This is a genomic window from Streptomyces sp. NPDC048718 (assembly GCF_043198875.1).
Classification (GTDB): domain Bacteria; phylum Actinomycetota; class Actinomycetes; order Streptomycetales; family Streptomycetaceae; genus Streptomyces.
In genome coordinates this window covers 286,798-300,813 of sequence record NZ_JBICVG010000005.1, presented here as the reverse complement: position 1 = coordinate 300,813, position 14,016 = coordinate 286,798, and the positions used below count along the sequence as shown (strand labels likewise).

Below are 14,016 nucleotides of genomic sequence, written 5' to 3'. Positions count from 1 at the left end.
GCCCCGCCGCTACCCGGAGGCGGGCAGCGAGACCCGGACGGTGAGCCCGCCGCCGGGGTTGGGGGCCAAAGTCAGCTCTCCGCGGTGGGCGCGGACAATGCCCGCGACGATCGCGAGACCGAGGCCGTGGCCTCGGCGGGCGGGGTCCTTGTCGGTGACCCGGCCGCCGCCGCGCAGGAACGGTTCGGTGAGCCGGTCGACGGCGGCGGCGTCGGCGGCGGGCAGTCGCGGCCCGGTGTTGGTGACCGTCAGCAGGACATGACCGGGGCGGAGCGGATCGGCGCCGGTGGCGAGGGAGAACGATCCGCCGGTGGGCAGGTTGTGTCGTATGGCGTTGTGGAGCAGGTTCAGCGCGAGCTGGCGCAGCAGGACGCCGTTGCCGGTGACCGGGGCCGGGCCGAGGTCGGCGGTGAGGGCCACACCTCGCGCGCCGGCCTCCTCGCGGACGGCCGCCACGGCGCCCCGGGCGGGGTCGGCGAGGTCGAGCCGTTCGGTGGCGGGCGGGGTGTGGTCGAGAGCGGCGAGCTGAAGCAGCGCGTCGGTGATGTCGATGCCGCGCTGGTTGGTCTCGCGAAGCCGGGAGACGAGCCGGCCGTAGTCCTGGCCGTCGGGGTCGGCGACGGCCACGTCGAGCATCGTGCGGCTGACGGCGAGGGGGGTGCGCAGTTCGTGCGAGGCGTTGGCCGCGAAGCGCTGCTGGGCGTCGAAGGAGCGCTGGAGGCGGGCGAGCATGTCGTCGAAGGTGTCGGAGAGTTCGGTGAACTCGTCGCGCGGGCCGGTGAGTCCGACGCGATGATCCAGGGAACCTCCGGCGGCCCGGCGGGCCGCCCGGGTGATGTCCTGGAGCGGGCGCAGGACCCGGCCCGCGATGAGCCAGCCGGCGCCGAGCCCCACCAGCGCGAGGAGGAGCAGGGCTACGGCGGAGGCCTTGATCAGGGCCCGGAGGATGTCCGGACGGGTGGCGACGGCGGCGGCCTGCGGATTCACGGCGCTCAGGGGGTAGTCGGGCACGAAGCGCATGGCCAGGTAGACCACGACCAGGCTGAGCGCTCCGGCGACGAAGACGAACAGGGCGTAGGTGAGGGTGAGTTTCATCCGGGCGGTCAGCCGCCGGGGCCGCGGTACGGGCTGCCGCGCATCAAGAGGCATCGCTACGTGCGGAGTTGACGTCCCCGCGGCATCGGCACGGGGTTCGAGGCCGCGCCTCATCGCTCGCCGCCCTGTCCCGTGTTCCCGCCGGCCGGCTCGCCGAGACGGTATCCGACACCGGACACGGTGTGGATGACCGCCGGTTCGCCGAGCCGTTTGCGGAGCGTCGACATGATGATGCGGACCGCGTTGGTGAACGGGTCGGCGTGCTCGTCCCAGGCCCGCTCCAGCAGCGTCTCCGCGCTGACGACCCCGCCCCGCGCGGTCATCAGGACCTCCAGGACGGCGAACTGCTTGCGGGTGAGCGCCACATACCTCCCGTCGCGGAAGACCTCCCGCCGGAACGGGTCCAGCCGGATCCCCGCCTGGTCGACGACGGGAGGCGTGCCCTCCTTGGGCCGGCGGGCCAGCGAGCGCAGCCGTACGACCAGTTCCTTCAGGTCGAAGGGCTTCGTCAGGTAGTCGTCGGCGCCGATCTCGAACCCGGCGACCTTCTGGTCGATCAGTCCCGCCGCCGTCAGCATGAGCACCCGGCAGCCGAGCCCCCGCTCCACGATGCTCCGGCACACGTCGTCGCCGTGCGTGCCGGGGATGTCGCGGTCGAGCACGACGACGTCGTACGTGTGTACGGCGAGGCGTTCCAGGGCGGTGTCCCCATCCCCGGCGATGTCCGAGGCGATGGCTTCGAGCCTCAGGCCGGCCTGCACCGCCTCGGCGAGATACAGCTCGTCCTCGACTATCAGCACCCGCATCCGGTCTCTCCTGATCTCCGCCCGTTCGGCGACTACGCGCGGTCCGTGTGGTCAGCGCGGTCCGTGTGAACCGCGTGATCCGCGTGATCCGCGTGCCCACGATTCCGCGCCGCCCGGCCCGCTCCGTCCGCGAGGGGGCTCGGGGCCATCCAAGCGGAACGGGGTTACCGAGAACATATCGGGAATTCAAGACGTCCCGGCAACCCGTCCCCCCGTTCACTCGGGGCAACGGCCCGCGGCGCCCGCCGCCCGCCCGGACCCCCGGAGGCGACCATGTACGACGACCCCGCTGGAACACAAGGAATACAAGGAACACAAGGAACACAAGGAACACGACGCGCACGGCGTCTCCCCCACCGGACCGCGTGGGGTGCCGGTGCGCTGGCCGCCGTCGTGGTGGCGGGGCTGGGGGCGGCCGTGACGGTAGGGGACACGGCACCAGGAGGCGGCCCGGCGGCCACGGCCGCTCCGGCCACCCCTGCCGGCGGGTCCGCGACCACGGACTCCGGCCCGGAGGACACCGACAGCGACACCCGGCCGGAGGGCCGCCCCCTCACCCCCTTCGACACCCACCATCCGGCCGTCGGACGCCTGGACGCCCGCCTGCTGAAGGCCGTACAGGCGGCGGCCCGGGACGCCCGCGCCGATGGCGTGGAGTTCCGGGTCACCTCGGGGTGGCGCACCAGGGAACACCAGCAGCGTCTGCTGGACGAGGCCGTCGAGCGGTACGGAAGCGTCGAGCAGGCGAGACGGTTCGTGAGTACGCCGCGGAAGTCGGCCCATGTGTCGGGCAAGGCCATCGACATCGGCCCCACCGACGCGGACGACTGGCTGATCCGCAAGGGCTCCGCCTACGGCCTGTGCCAGGTCTACAACAACGAGATGTGGCACTTCGAACTGCTCACCACCCCCGGCGGCACCTGCCCGAGCCTTCTGATCGACGCGGCCGGCTGACCCGCCACCGCGCTCACCGCCGCGCCTCGTTCATCGCGTTCACCGCGTTCACCGCGTCTGGTCTGCGAGCCGACGCACCACTCCCCTTCCCCAGGACGTGCCATGCGCCACCCGTACCAGGACCCCCACCCGGATGTGTACATAGGAGGCGGATTCTCCGACCCTGACGACCGTGGCCCCGACGACCGTGGCCCCGGCGAGCGCCCCTCCGACGCCCCCGGCCTCGACACCGATCCCGACGCCGATCCCGATCACGAGCCCGATCACGAGCCGAGCTCCGGCTCCGGCTCCGGCTCCGGCTCCGGCTCCGGCTCCGGCTCCGGTCGCAGGTATCGGGTCCCGGGCGGGGTCGCCGCCGCCGTGGTGACGGGACTCGTCCTGCTCTGCCACTCCTTCGTGCCGAACACGCCAGGCAATCTGGGCAGTCTGCTCGACACCGTGCTGCCCTGGACCGGACTGGCCGTACCGGTGCTTCTTCTCCTCGCTGTGTTCCGCGGATCCGTGCCAGGAGGCGTTGCCGCGCTTGCGCTCGGAGCCGTGTGGTCCGCCTCGTTCGCGCCCCTGTTCCTCGCCGATCACGACGGCTCCGCACCGGACCCGAACCTGACCGTGGTCACCCACAACGTCGGCGCGGCCAACCCCGACCCCGCCGGGACCGCCCGGTCACTCCTGGCGGCGGACCCCGATCTGGTGGCCCTGGAGGAGATCACCGACGAGACGCTGCCCGCCTATCGGAAGACGCTGGACCGAAGGCTTCCCCACTCGGCGCGCGTCGGCACCGTCGCCCTGTGGAGCCGCTTCCCGATCGACGAATCCCGGCGCGTCACCATCGACCCCGGCTGGAGCCGCTCGCTTCGCGCGCTGGTCCGGGGTCCGAAGGGCCCCGTCGCCGTCTACGTCGTGCATCTGCCCTCGGTCCGCGTCGGCGCGTCCGGCTTCACCACGGGCAGGCGCGACAACCACCTCACCGCGCTCGCCTCGGCCCTCGATCACGAACAGCAGCGGAAGATCCTCCTGCTGGGAGACCTCAACGGCACCACCGCCGACCGCGCGTTCGCGCCCCTGATGTCGCGGCTGACACCCGCATCGGACGCGTCCGGCGCGGGCTTCGGCTTCAGCTGGCCTGCGGCCTTCCCGCTGGCCCGCCTCGACCACATCCTCACCCGGGGTGTCACCCCCACCGACGCCTGGACGCTCCCGGCCACCGGCAGCGACCACCGCCCCGTCGCCGCCCGGCTCCGGGCATGACGGCCCTGGGGCCCAGTGACGGTCTCGGGGTCCGAGGAGTCTCGGGGCCGGGCATCCCGAGTCCCCGGGGTCCCGGGTTCTCGGAGCCCCGTCATCCGGTGTCGGGCCTCGCGCGGGCCCGGCCGGCGAACTCAGCGGCCCCGGACTCCGGCCGGCGGAGCGGGCGGGAACGCCGTGCCGATGCCATTGCCAGTGCCGTACCGCAGCTCGTACTCCTCGTTGGACATGATCTCCGTGCCGCCGCCCCCGCAGTCCTCCCGGACCGTCACCGCCCGCGCGGCGGCGGGGCCGGTGCCGAGGACGGTGATCGCGGCGATCAGGGGAAGGGCGGCGAGGAACACTCTCGTCGTACGCATGGAGGGAGCCAAGCAGACCCGCGCCGCCTCGCCCCGCGGCTCCCGGGGCACGCCACCCGAACGGGGAACCACACCGAGTAGCCTTCCCTTGAGAGAAAGCGAAGGTCGGTTGCCCAGCATTCCTGATTATGCTAACCAGCCGGAAGCCGGAAGCCGGAAGCCGGAAGCCGGAAGCCGGAAGCCGGAAGCCGGAAGCCGGAAGCCGGAAGGCTGTTGAGGCCGTCGAGGCCCTGAGGGCGGCGGGCGCGGTGATGCCGTCGTCGGGCGGAGGTACGCGATGGAGCCGGTGATTCCGCAGCCTCCGGTGAATCCCGCGAGCCCCGCAGGCCCCACGAGTCCCACGAGTCCCACGCATTCCGTCAACCCCGTCGCGCCCGTCCTCGCTCCGGTCGGCCCCGACGCGGCACGCTGGCGGACCTTCGACGGCGAGCGGACGCTCGTCGTCGCGGCGCGGACGGTCACCTCACTCGTACGGGTACTGGAAGTCGTGCCCGAGCTCGTGCATGACGATCCGCGGATCACCGTCGTGTTCGCCTACGACCCGACGTCCGCTTTCAACAACGGCGTCCTCGATCTGCTGCGGAGCCTGGGCTGCCGTACGCTCCCCTGGCCCCAGCTCGCGGAGATCGCGCCGGATCTGCTGATCTCCGCCTCCGAGAACATCAAGGTCCCGCCCGGCGGTTACCCGGTGCTCGTGCTGCCGCACGGGGTCGGCTTCCACAAGCACGTGCCGGACTCCGACGGTCCCGGCACCCGGCTGTCGGGTCTGGTCCCGGAGGATCTGCTGGCGGCCCGCCGGGCCTGGCTCGCCGTCTCGCACCCCGACCAGACGGCGCAGCTGGCCGCAGCCCATCCCGGCACGGTGGGACGGACCGTCCTCGTCGGCGATCCCGTGCTCGACCGGCTCCTGGTCAGCGCCCGGCAGCGGGAGCGCTACCGGGCCGCGCTCGGGGTGCTGCCCGGTCAGCGGCTGATCCTGGTGACTTCGACCTGGGGCGGACAGTCGCTGGCCGGGACCCGGCCCGGGCTGCCGGCCGAACTGCTCCGAGCTGCCCGCCGACGAGTTCCGGGTGGCGCTCGTCCTGCACCCGAACGTCTGGTCCGCGCACGGCGCCTGGCAGATCCGAGTCATGCAGCGGTCGGCCGTGGAGGCCGGGCTGATCGTGGTCGATCCCACGGACGGCTGGCAGCAGGCCCTGGTCGCGTCCGACCTCGTGATCGGCGACCACGGTTCGGTGACGCTGTACGGGGCGGCGACCGGACACCCGGTCCTGCTCGGGGCGTTCGGGTCCGAGTCCGTCCCGGGGACGGCGGGGCAGGCGCTCCGCACGGCCGCCGGATGGCTGGACGACGACGGCGCGCCGCTGCGTCCACGGCTGGAAACGGCCCTGTCCGCACACGGCGACCACCCGGACCGGTTCACCGAGGTGACGGCGCGCGCCTTCGTCGAGCCGGGCATGGCCCTGCCCCGCCTGCGCGAACTGGCATATGACCTCCTTCGCCTCCCCCAGCCCCGGCATATGCCCGTCCGCGGCGCCCAGGGCCCCCGAGGTCCCCGCGCCTTCCCCCTCCCGCCGTCCCAGCACGCCGCCCGCGCCCGGTCGTTCCTCGTCCACACGACCGTCGTACGAGACGACGGGGTGCGGGGCGCCGGGGTACGGGACGACGCCACCGCCATGGGCGAACTCCACGTCCACGTAAGCCGGCTGCCCGCCGGACTCGCCGCGGAGCCGGTGGAGGAGGGCACGTCGTTCTGGCATCTGGCCTGTGACATCGACGAGCCGGACACCCGGCTGACGGAGAGCGCCTCCGTCGTGTCCGCCGGGTCCGGGGTGTTCGCCCCGGGAGCGGCGGCCGAGGGCGTCGCCCGTCTCCTCGCCGACTTCCCGGGCGCGCGGATCGCGGCGGTCTCCCGGGAGGCCGACTGCCTGGTGGGTCTGCGCGACGGGCGTACGGTACGGGTCGCCGCAGCCGACGCCCCTGGCCCTGGCCCTCAGGATGCCCCGCACGCCCCGGGCACCCCGCCGGTCCCACCCGCCCCAGACGCCCCGCACATCCCAGCCGCCTCGCCCGCCCCCGACAGCCTCGCGCCCGTCGACCCCGGTCTGGCCGCCGCCGTCGTCTACGCGTGTCTGCGGGCCGGCATCCCGCCGCACGGGACGACGCACGGGTTCACGCTGGTGCTCCACCTCGGTCCGCACCGCGGCCGACGGCTGGAGCTGCGCCCCGGGGACGCCGGACGTCAGCCTCGGGCGAGCCGTTCCAGGACCGTGGCGGCCCGGGGGCTGCCGCCCTCCTCGTAAACGGCGAGGGCACGGCGCAGGCATCCCCTGGCCCGTTCGGGGTCGCCGGACCGCTCCGCCAGGCCGGCGAGGTCCTCCATGATCCGCGCCTCGTAGTGGAACGCCTGTTCCTGGCGCAGGACTTCGGCGGCCTCCGTCAGGTCGGCGGTGGCGCCCGCGAGGTCGCCGAGCGCCGCCCGGGCCCGCCCGGTGTCCGCGAGGGCGCGGGCGGCCATGCGCCGGTCGGGCTTGTCGGGCAGCGCGAGGAGTTCGTCGCGGGCCCGGCCGAGGGTGGCGAGGGCGGTGCGCGGATCGCCCGCCGCGTGCTGCGCGCAGCCGAGGAAGTAGCGGGCCAGTGCCTCGCCCCGGGCTTCGCGGGCCTCGGCGTTGAGGGCGAGCGAGGCGCGGTAGGCGTCGATCGCGCGGGCCGGGTCGTGCCGGTCCCAGTAGCGGCCGGCGAACTCCTGGACCGACGCCTGGAGGGCGACGTGCCCGGATTCCACCGCGAGCCGTTCGGCGACCGCCAGGTGTTCCCGGGCCCGCTCGTCCTGGCCCAGGTCCAGCAGGGGCCGGGACAGCAGGCTGCGCAGCCGGGCCTCGGCCGCGCCCGCCCACTCTCCCCCGGCGGCCCGGTCCCGCCGCGCCGCCGCGATCCCGAGCTCCAGTGACTCGCGCCATTCGGCGAGGTGCCGGTGATGCAGGAAGAGCACGGTGAACGACTCCGCCGTCTGCCACACCACACGGTCGAATCCCAGCCCGGCGGCGGTACGGAGCACGGCGAGGATGTTGCCGCGCTCGGCCTCCAGCCAGGCAAGCGCGTCCCGGCCGGGATCGTCGGAACCGGCGAACGGGTCGGCATCGGCGAACGGTTCGGCGGCTGCCAACGACTCGGCCTCGGGGGCGCGCTCACGAGTCGGACCGCCCGCCGGATCCGCCCCGTCGCCGCCCTGGGCCGGGGCCGGGGCCGGAGCCGACTCGGCCGCCAGGACCTCGGCCGGGTCGGTGATGCGCAACCGGTCGGCGCGGACGGCGAGATCGGCCCGTACCACCAGCCGCAGATAGTGCCCGGCGACCCGTCCGACAGCCTCCCGCACCGCGCCGGGCGGGTCCTCGGCGTCGGACATCCGGCGGGCGTGGAGCCGTACCAGACCGTGCAGGGTGTAGCGCTGGTCCTCCAGAACGGACAGCAGGCTGGCGTCCTCCAGCGCACCGAGCGCCTCCGCCGTCTCCGGCAGCGGCCACGAGCCCGCCGCTGCCGCCGCCACGGCGGTGTCGAAGCTGAGCTGGGGAAGCCGGCCGAGGGCCCGGTACAGGCGGGCGGCAAGAGCCGGGAGGTCCCGGTAGACGAGGTCGAGAGCGGCGGACACGGTGCGCTCCTCACGGGCTGACGCCGGGGTCCGCGCGGGCGCCCCGGACACGGCGATGCGGTCGAGGCGGCTCTGTTCGTCGGAGAGTTCGTCGGCGAGTCGTGCGAGCGTGAGGTTCCGCCGGGTCAACAGCCTTGCGGCGCACAGCCGTACGGCCAGCGGAAGACCTCCGCACAGATCGACCAGGCGCGCCGCCGCGGCCGGATCGTCCGCGATCCGCCGGGGGCCGCACAGGGCCGTCAGCAACTCAAGCGCACTGTCAGGGTCGAGAACATCGAGCGGCAGCAACGAGGCTCCGTCGAGGATGAGTTCACCGAGCTGCCAGGTGCTCGTCGCCAGCAGGGCACTGCCGTCTCCCTGCGGCACGAGGGCGGTGACCTGGGCCGGGCTGGTCACATCGTCCAGGACCACCAGCAGGCGCCCGCGTTTGCCCGACAACTCCCGGTAGAGCGCGGCACGTTCGGCGAACGAGGCGGGAAGGTAGGCGTCCTGGACCCCCAGGGCCCTCAGACAGCCGGCCAGAGCCTCCGACACATCGCCGCCCGAGCCCCCACCTCCCCCGAAGAATCCGGCGCCTCCGCCGCCGCCCCTCCCACGCTCCCGCCCCGCGTCGTCCCGCAGAGCCGCGAAGTCGACGAAGAGCTGTCCGCCCGGGAACAACCGCTGGTTGCGGTGGGCCCACTGACTGGCGGCGGCCGTCTTGCCGATGCCGGGAAGGCCGCTGAACACGCCGATGGGACAGTGCCCCGGGGCGTCTTCCCCGGCATACGCGAACACCTCGTCGAGTACGGCCAGCGGCTCATGGCGGTCGACGAAGCCCCGGGGCGGCCGGGGCACCTGGTCGGGCCGACGGTCGCCCTCGGGCTCCGCGCCCCCGGCGGCGGCGTGGTAGTTGAAGGTGATCGAGCCCTGGACGACGCCCACTTGGGCCACCGGCCCCTCGATGTGACCGCCGGAGACACTGTTCCTGGTCTCGGGCGCCAGAGGGCGTTCCGTACGTCCGGGCTCGTCCGCACCGCTCGTACCGCCCGGCCCGCCGACCGGCTCACCCGCACCACCCGACTCGTCCGGCCTTCTCGCCCCGCCCGGCTCATCCCGCCCGGTCATGGACCACCGCCTCTCGGACCGCCGCTGCCGACCAGGAGTCACCGTACTGGACCCGGCCCCTCGCGCGAGGGCGGCTCACGAGCCACCTTCCCTCGGGCCGGCACCTTCCACGTCCGCACGGGCCAGTGCCACCGCCGCGCTGTCCAGGAGCATGTCGAGGGCGGTCGGGTAGGCGCTGTTCTTCATCCGCGCGATCAACCGGGGCGCGGTGGCCGCGATGTGGGGGTGGGTGCCGGCCGGCAGACGGGCGTACGTGGCCTGCCAGACCGCCTCGTCGGCGGCCCGCGCGGAGTGCGGGAGGGCGAGGGCGGCCGCGTCGAGGGCGGCGAAGGCGAGCGCCTGATCGATGAACGCCTGGTAGATCCGCACCGCTTCGGGGTCGGGCAGCCCGGCCGTGCGGAGCACGCCGATGACCGCCTCGTCGACGGCGATCTCGTTGGCCCGGCCGCTGACCCGGCTCGCGGTGAGGATCGCCGCCTGCGGGTGCGCGAGATAGGCGGAGTGGATCCGCAGCCCCAGGTCGCGCAGATCGTGGCGCCAGTCGCCGATGGCCTCCCAGCCACGCAGGGCGCGCCCGACGAGTTCGTCGCCGACGGCGAGGAGAAGGTCGTCGGTGCCCCGGAAATAGCGGTAGAGGCTACTGGGGTCGGCACCGAGTGCCGCACCGAGCCGGCGCACCGTCAATCCGTCCCGGCCGTGTTCGTGGAGCATCCGCAGCGCGGTCTCGATATAGAGCCGCTCGGAGAGAACGACTCCTGCCTTGTTGGGCTTTCTACGGCGCCGGGCCGCCTCCGACACCACTTCCTTAGGCATGACTGCCCCTTTCGTGCCTGTTTCCCAGGTTACGCCAACACCGTTGACCCATCTCGGCCGGGAAGACTTTCATGGGCATACCCGGGAACCACTCCGACCAATGCGGATGAAAGGTATGTCTCTGTCATGCGAGTTCTGCTTGTCGGCGCCGGCGGTGTGGGCACCGCCATCACCCGGATCGCGGCCCGCCGCACCTTCTTCGACCACATCGTGGTCGCCGACTACGACCTGTCCCGGGCCGAGGCCGCCGTCGCCGCCCTGGGCGACGGGGAGAACCGGTTCAGCGCCGCCCGCGTCGATGCCTCCGACCAGGCCGCCGTCGCCGCGCTGCTCACCGCCGAGCGGTGCGATGTTCTGCTCAACGCCACCGACCCGCGCTTCGTGATGCCGCTGTTCGAGGCGGCGCTGGCCGCCGGGGCGCACTACCTCGACATGGCGATGTCGCTGTCATACCCGCACCCCGACCGCCCGTACGAGGAGTGCGGAGTCAAGCTGGGCGACGCGCAGTTCGAGCGCGCCGGCGCGTGGGAGGAGGCGGGGCGGCTCGCCCTCGTCGGCATCGGCGTGGAGCCGGGCCTGTCCGACGTCTTCGCCCGCTACGCCGCCGAGCGCCTCTTCGACGACATCGAGGAGATCGGCGTCCGCGACGGCGCGAACCTCACCGTCGACGGCTACGAGTTCGCGCCTTCCTTCAACATCTGGACCACCATCGAGGAGTGCCTCAACCCGCCGGTGGTCTGGGAGAAGGACCGCGGCTGGTTCACCACGGCGCCGTTCAGCGAGCCCGAGGTCTTCGACTTCCCCGAGGGCATCGGCCCGGTCGAGTGCGTCAACGTCGAGCACGAGGAGGTCCTGCTCATCCCGCGCTGGGTGGACGCCCGCCGCGTCACCTTCAAGTACGGCCTCGGCGACGAGTTCATCGAGACCCTGAAGACACTGCGCAAGCTGGGCCTCGACCGCACGGAGCAGGTGGCGCTCCCCGGCGGGACGCGCGTGTCGCCGCGCGACGTCGTCGCCGCCTGCCTGCCCGACCCGGCCACGCTCGGCGAGCGCATGCACGGCAAGACCTGCGCGGGCACCTGGGTGAAGGGCACGAAGGACGGGGCGCCGCGTGAGGTGTACCTGTACCACGTGGTCGACAACCAATGGTCGATGCGCGAGTACGGCTCGCAGGCCGTCGTCTGGCAGACCGCCATCAACCCGGTTGTCGCCCTCGAACTGCTGGCCACCGGCGTCTGGACCGGCTCCGGCGTGCGCGGCGCCGAGGCCTTCGACCCGAGCCCGTTCCTCGACCTGCTGACCGCGTACGGCTCCCCGTGGGGCATACGCGAGCAGTGACCGCGCGGGCCTCTGGGCCCCTGCCGTCGGCGGCGCTACGGTCAACCCGTTGTGACCGGATCGCCCCGGGCTCGTTGCACGCCGTAACCGATCCGGTGGAGAGCGGGGGAGAGCGGAGGCACGACAGTGCGCGACGAACAGGCGGTGCCGGCCCAGACGGTGGCGACGACGGTGACCGGGGCCGAAGCGGCTCCGGGGTGCATCGACCCCGGGGGCCCGCCGAAGGCGGGTCCCAAGGCGGCCGGCCCGGGGGCGAGTGGCCCGCCGGCGAGTAGCCCGGCTGCGAGTAGCCCGGCGACGGCCGGGGTCCCTGGCCTGGCCGGTCCCGGCGGAACCGGTCCCGGAAATACGGCCGTACGCCTGCCGACCCTGAACGACCCGCCGACCCTCGGCGACCCGACGGCCGTACGGCTGGCCGCGGCCGATCTGGCCGCGGGCTGCGCGGTGGTGCACGGCTTCGCCCACGGCTACGCGCTGACCACCCGCCCCGACCACGAGCTGATCGCCCGGGCGGGCCGGCTCACCGGCCGCCCCTCCGGCCGGACCGGCGCCGTGACCACCGTCCCGTCCGCCATCCGCGGGCTGTTCGACTGGTCCCGGCTGCCCGCCGCGCTGCCGCGACGGCAGCTGTGGTCGCTGATGGACGAGCTGTACGAGCTGGGGCCGTTCGGCTTCCGCGGGCCGGCCGCGGACCGGGTCCCCGGGCATCTGACGGCCGAGGCGGACGGCGCACCGCGCACGGTCCGGGTGGTCGCGCCGGGCCGGCACTGTCCGTCGAACACCTTCCTCGCGGCGGCCCTCGCCCGGACCGGGACCGATTTCCTCTTCGTCACCTCCGCGCACCGGCCCGGTGAACCGCCGTACGGCTGTGGCGAGATGGCCCGCGCGGGCTTCGGCGGCGAGCCCGACGTACGGGTCCTGGCGCACGCGGACGACGAGGCGGCCAGGCTGCGGTATCCGTTCCACGCGCCCGCACCGGCGCCGGTGAGCGTGATCGCGTTCCACCACGCGGCGGGACACGGCCGGGCCGATCTGCCCGTACTGACGCTGGAACGGGCCGGGTCCCTGTCGGAGGATCACATCCGTTCGCTGGCCGCCCGCAACGGCTTCGCCCTCTCCCCCGCCCCGGCGCCCTAGCGGCGGAAACGGCCCCCGTCAGAACAGGTGGGTGAGTTCCACGCCCAGCCAGACGGCGCCGAGACCGGCGGCGGTGCTGCCGGCGATGTTCGCGGCGGCGTAGGCGCGCGCCCCGCCCTCGTACAGCTTCAGCGTCTCGTAGGAGAACGTGGAGTACGTGGTCAGGGCGCCGCACAGGCCCGTGCCGAGGAGCGTCCCGACGCCGGTCGAGGCCACGCCGGTGAGCAGGCCGAGGAGGAGGGAGCCGGAGACGTTGACGAGGAAGGTGCCCCACGGGAAGACGGAGTCGTGGCGGGACTGCACGGCGCGGTCGGTGAGGTAGCGCAGGGGCGCGCCGACGGCGGCACCCGCGACGACGAGGAGCCAGTTCACGCGGGCGGCTCCACCACGGGACCGGGGCCGGGACCGGGGCCGGGATCGCCGCCCGTACCCGCGCCCCCGCCCGTCGGCCGGCCGCCCCCGCCCCCGTACCGGATGGCCTCGCAGGGGTCGAGCAGCACCAGGCCGTCCGTCATCAGCTCGTCGAGTTCGGGCAGGAAGGCGCGGATCCGTTCCTCCGCGTCCACGACGAGGACGGCCACCGGCAGGTCCTGGCCGAGCGAGAGCAGCCGGGTGGTGTGGACGTGCGAGGAGGCGCCGAAGCCCTCGATGCCGCGGAAGACGGAGGCGCCGGCCAGTCCGGCGGCGTGCGCGCGGTGGACGATCTCGGTGTAGAGCGGCCGGTGGTGCCAGGTGGCGTTCTCGCTGACGAGGACCGTCAGCCGCAGCGCCCGCCGGCCCGTCGACAGCCCGGGGAAGTCCGGGGGGAACGGGTTCATCCCTGCCTCCTTGCCGGTACGGCCCGCACGGCGGCCCGGGTCGCCGCGACGGCAGCGGCCACGGCGGCGAGCGCGGTCACGGTGGTCCCGGCCATGTAGAGCAGCCCGCGCGCGAGATCGCCGCGGGCGAGCAGCCGCTGGAGATCGAGCGCGTAGGTCGAAAAGGTGGTGAAGCCGCCGCAGATGCCCGTCCCCAGGAAGGGGCGCAGCAGGGGGTGCGGCGGGGTGAGGGTCTCGGTGGCCAGCACCATGATCACGCCGAGGGCGGCGCAGCCGACCGCGTTGACGGTGAAGATCGTCCAGGGGAAGGCGCCGGCCGGGGTGGGCCAGGCGAGCGTCGCGGCGTAGCGGGCGGTGGCGCCGAGGGCGCCGCCCGCGGCGACCACCCCGACGACCGGCAGCTGCGCGCGGAATCCCATGAGGTCAGGTTAGCCGCGCGCCGGACACCCGTACGAACCGAAGAGGACGGGGGAACGGGGCGGACAGGGAGGACGGGGCTGAGGGGGCGGAGGGGCGCCGGGGCCGCGACGGGCGAGGGAGCCGCGAAGCGGAAGGCGGGGCGTGGTGCGCGCAGGCGCGGAGACGGGTCGGGGGCTGGGGCTGGATGTCCGGGTCCGGCGGCGGATTCGGCGGCGGTCGTACGGATGTCGTGGCCGCACGACACCACCGACGGCGCGGACGAACGGGAACGCGTG

Annotated in this window: 14 protein-coding genes; 5 read left to right on the top strand and 9 right to left on the bottom strand. The window is 73.8% G+C overall.

The window, feature by feature from the left end; translation table 11 throughout:
* Window positions 1-9 precede the first annotated feature (9 nt).
* Complete coding sequence (locus ACGFRB_RS11985; RefSeq protein WP_393242155.1) at window positions 10-1,149, bottom strand: sensor histidine kinase; 1,140 nt, start codon at window positions 1,147-1,149, stop codon at window positions 10-12.
* A 56-nt stretch (window positions 1,150-1,205) separates the two neighbouring features.
* Window positions 1,206-1,901, bottom strand: a complete 696-nt coding sequence (locus tag ACGFRB_RS11980; RefSeq protein ID WP_363000443.1) for a response regulator transcription factor — start codon at window positions 1,899-1,901, stop codon at window positions 1,206-1,208.
* Between the two features lie 417 nt (window positions 1,902-2,318).
* Between ACGFRB_RS11980 and ACGFRB_RS11975 the strand changes: the two genes are divergently transcribed.
* Window positions 2,319-2,855 (top strand): M15 family metallopeptidase, encoded by a 537-nt coding sequence (locus ACGFRB_RS11975; protein WP_393242152.1) that lies wholly within the window; start codon window positions 2,319-2,321, stop codon window positions 2,853-2,855.
* Window positions 2,856-2,957: 102 nt separating this feature from the next.
* A complete protein-coding gene (locus ACGFRB_RS11970) occupies window positions 2,958-4,103 on the top strand; it encodes an endonuclease/exonuclease/phosphatase family protein (protein WP_393242149.1) in 1,146 nt (381 codons plus the stop codon).
* 131 nt (window positions 4,104-4,234) lie between these two features.
* Here ACGFRB_RS11970 and ACGFRB_RS11965 read toward each other — a convergent pair whose 3' ends face one another.
* Both ACGFRB_RS11965 and ACGFRB_RS11960 read right to left on the bottom strand, forming a co-directional pair.
* Window positions 4,235-4,459 carry a hypothetical protein gene (locus ACGFRB_RS11965; protein ID WP_393242146.1) on the bottom strand — a complete coding sequence of 75 codons (225 nt, stop codon included), beginning with the start codon at window positions 4,457-4,459 and terminating at the stop codon, window positions 4,235-4,237.
* A gap of 463 nt (window positions 4,460-4,922) precedes the next feature.
* The gene (locus ACGFRB_RS11960; protein ID WP_393242143.1) at window positions 4,923-5,186 is read right to left on the bottom strand and encodes a hypothetical protein; all 264 of its coding nucleotides are present in this window, start codon (window positions 5,184-5,186) and stop codon (window positions 4,923-4,925) included.
* A 343-nt stretch (window positions 5,187-5,529) separates the two neighbouring features.
* Between ACGFRB_RS11960 and ACGFRB_RS11955 the strand changes: the two genes are divergently transcribed.
* Window positions 5,530-6,762 (top strand): hypothetical protein, encoded by a 1,233-nt coding sequence (locus ACGFRB_RS11955; RefSeq protein ID WP_393242140.1) that lies wholly within the window; start codon window positions 5,530-5,532, stop codon window positions 6,760-6,762.
* Here the strand turns inward: ACGFRB_RS11955 and ACGFRB_RS11950 are convergent.
* On the bottom strand, window positions 6,702-9,215 hold the full coding sequence (locus ACGFRB_RS11950) for an NB-ARC domain-containing protein (RefSeq protein WP_393242137.1): 2,514 nt from the start codon (window positions 9,213-9,215) through the stop codon (window positions 6,702-6,704). The genes ACGFRB_RS11955 and ACGFRB_RS11950 overlap by 61 nt on opposite strands.
* A gap of 75 nt (window positions 9,216-9,290) precedes the next feature.
* On the bottom strand, window positions 9,291-10,028 hold the full coding sequence (locus ACGFRB_RS11945; RefSeq protein ID WP_393242134.1) for a TetR/AcrR family transcriptional regulator: 738 nt from the start codon (window positions 10,026-10,028) through the stop codon (window positions 9,291-9,293).
* A gap of 126 nt (window positions 10,029-10,154) precedes the next feature.
* Between ACGFRB_RS11945 and ACGFRB_RS11940 the strand changes: the two genes are divergently transcribed.
* Both ACGFRB_RS11940 and ACGFRB_RS11935 read left to right on the top strand, forming a co-directional pair.
* On the top strand, window positions 10,155-11,366 hold the full coding sequence (locus ACGFRB_RS11940; protein ID WP_393242131.1) for a saccharopine dehydrogenase family protein: 1,212 nt from the start codon (window positions 10,155-10,157) through the stop codon (window positions 11,364-11,366).
* 126 nt (window positions 11,367-11,492) lie between these two features.
* Window positions 11,493-12,503 carry a hypothetical protein gene (locus ACGFRB_RS11935; RefSeq protein WP_393242128.1) on the top strand — a complete coding sequence of 337 codons (1,011 nt, stop codon included), beginning with the start codon at window positions 11,493-11,495 and terminating at the stop codon, window positions 12,501-12,503.
* A gap of 18 nt (window positions 12,504-12,521) precedes the next feature.
* Here ACGFRB_RS11935 and ACGFRB_RS11930 read toward each other — a convergent pair whose 3' ends face one another.
* The 3 genes from ACGFRB_RS11930 to crcB are packed head-to-tail and all read right to left on the bottom strand — an operon-like array spanning window position 12,522 to window position 13,740.
* Entirely contained in the window at window positions 12,522-12,875 is a 354-nt protein-coding gene (locus ACGFRB_RS11930; RefSeq protein WP_393242125.1) for a fluoride efflux transporter FluC, read from the bottom strand.
* The gene (locus tag ACGFRB_RS11925) at window positions 12,872-13,321 is read right to left on the bottom strand and encodes a DUF190 domain-containing protein (RefSeq protein ID WP_393242122.1); all 450 of its coding nucleotides are present in this window, start codon (window positions 13,319-13,321) and stop codon (window positions 12,872-12,874) included. Before ACGFRB_RS11925 ends, ACGFRB_RS11930 begins: the two co-directional genes overlap by 4 nt.
* Window positions 13,318-13,740, bottom strand: a complete 423-nt coding sequence (gene crcB / locus ACGFRB_RS11920) for a fluoride efflux transporter CrcB (protein WP_363000465.1) — start codon at window positions 13,738-13,740, stop codon at window positions 13,318-13,320. Before crcB ends, ACGFRB_RS11925 begins: the two co-directional genes overlap by 4 nt.
* Window positions 13,741-14,016: the final 276 nt, after the last annotated feature.

What these genes read in the sequence shown, in the direction of transcription:
- ACGFRB_RS11985 (WP_393242155.1), bottom strand. Translation starts at nt 1,149, where the DNA reads ATGCCTCTTGATGCGCGGCAGCCCGTACCGCGGCCCCGGCGGCTGACC.
- ACGFRB_RS11980 (WP_363000443.1), bottom strand. Translation starts at nt 1,901, where the DNA reads ATGCGGGTGCTGATAGTCGAGGACGAGCTGTATCTCGCCGAGGCGGTG.
- ACGFRB_RS11970 (WP_393242149.1), top strand. Translation starts at nt 2,958, where the DNA reads ATGCGCCACCCGTACCAGGACCCCCACCCGGATGTGTACATAGGAGGC.
- ACGFRB_RS11965 (WP_393242146.1), bottom strand. Translation starts at nt 4,459, where the DNA reads ATGCGTACGACGAGAGTGTTCCTCGCCGCCCTTCCCCTGATCGCCGCG.
- ACGFRB_RS11950 (WP_393242137.1), bottom strand. Translation starts at nt 9,215, where the DNA reads ATGACCGGGCGGGATGAGCCGGGCGGGGCGAGAAGGCCGGACGAGTCG.
- ACGFRB_RS11945 (WP_393242134.1), bottom strand. Translation starts at nt 10,028, where the DNA reads ATGCCTAAGGAAGTGGTGTCGGAGGCGGCCCGGCGCCGTAGAAAGCCC.
- ACGFRB_RS11940 (WP_393242131.1), top strand. Translation starts at nt 10,155, where the DNA reads ATGCGAGTTCTGCTTGTCGGCGCCGGCGGTGTGGGCACCGCCATCACC.
- ACGFRB_RS11925 (WP_393242122.1), bottom strand. Translation starts at nt 13,321, where the DNA reads ATGAACCCGTTCCCCCCGGACTTCCCCGGGCTGTCGACGGGCCGGCGG.
- crcB (WP_363000465.1), bottom strand. Translation starts at nt 13,740, where the DNA reads ATGGGATTCCGCGCGCAGCTGCCGGTCGTCGGGGTGGTCGCCGCGGGC.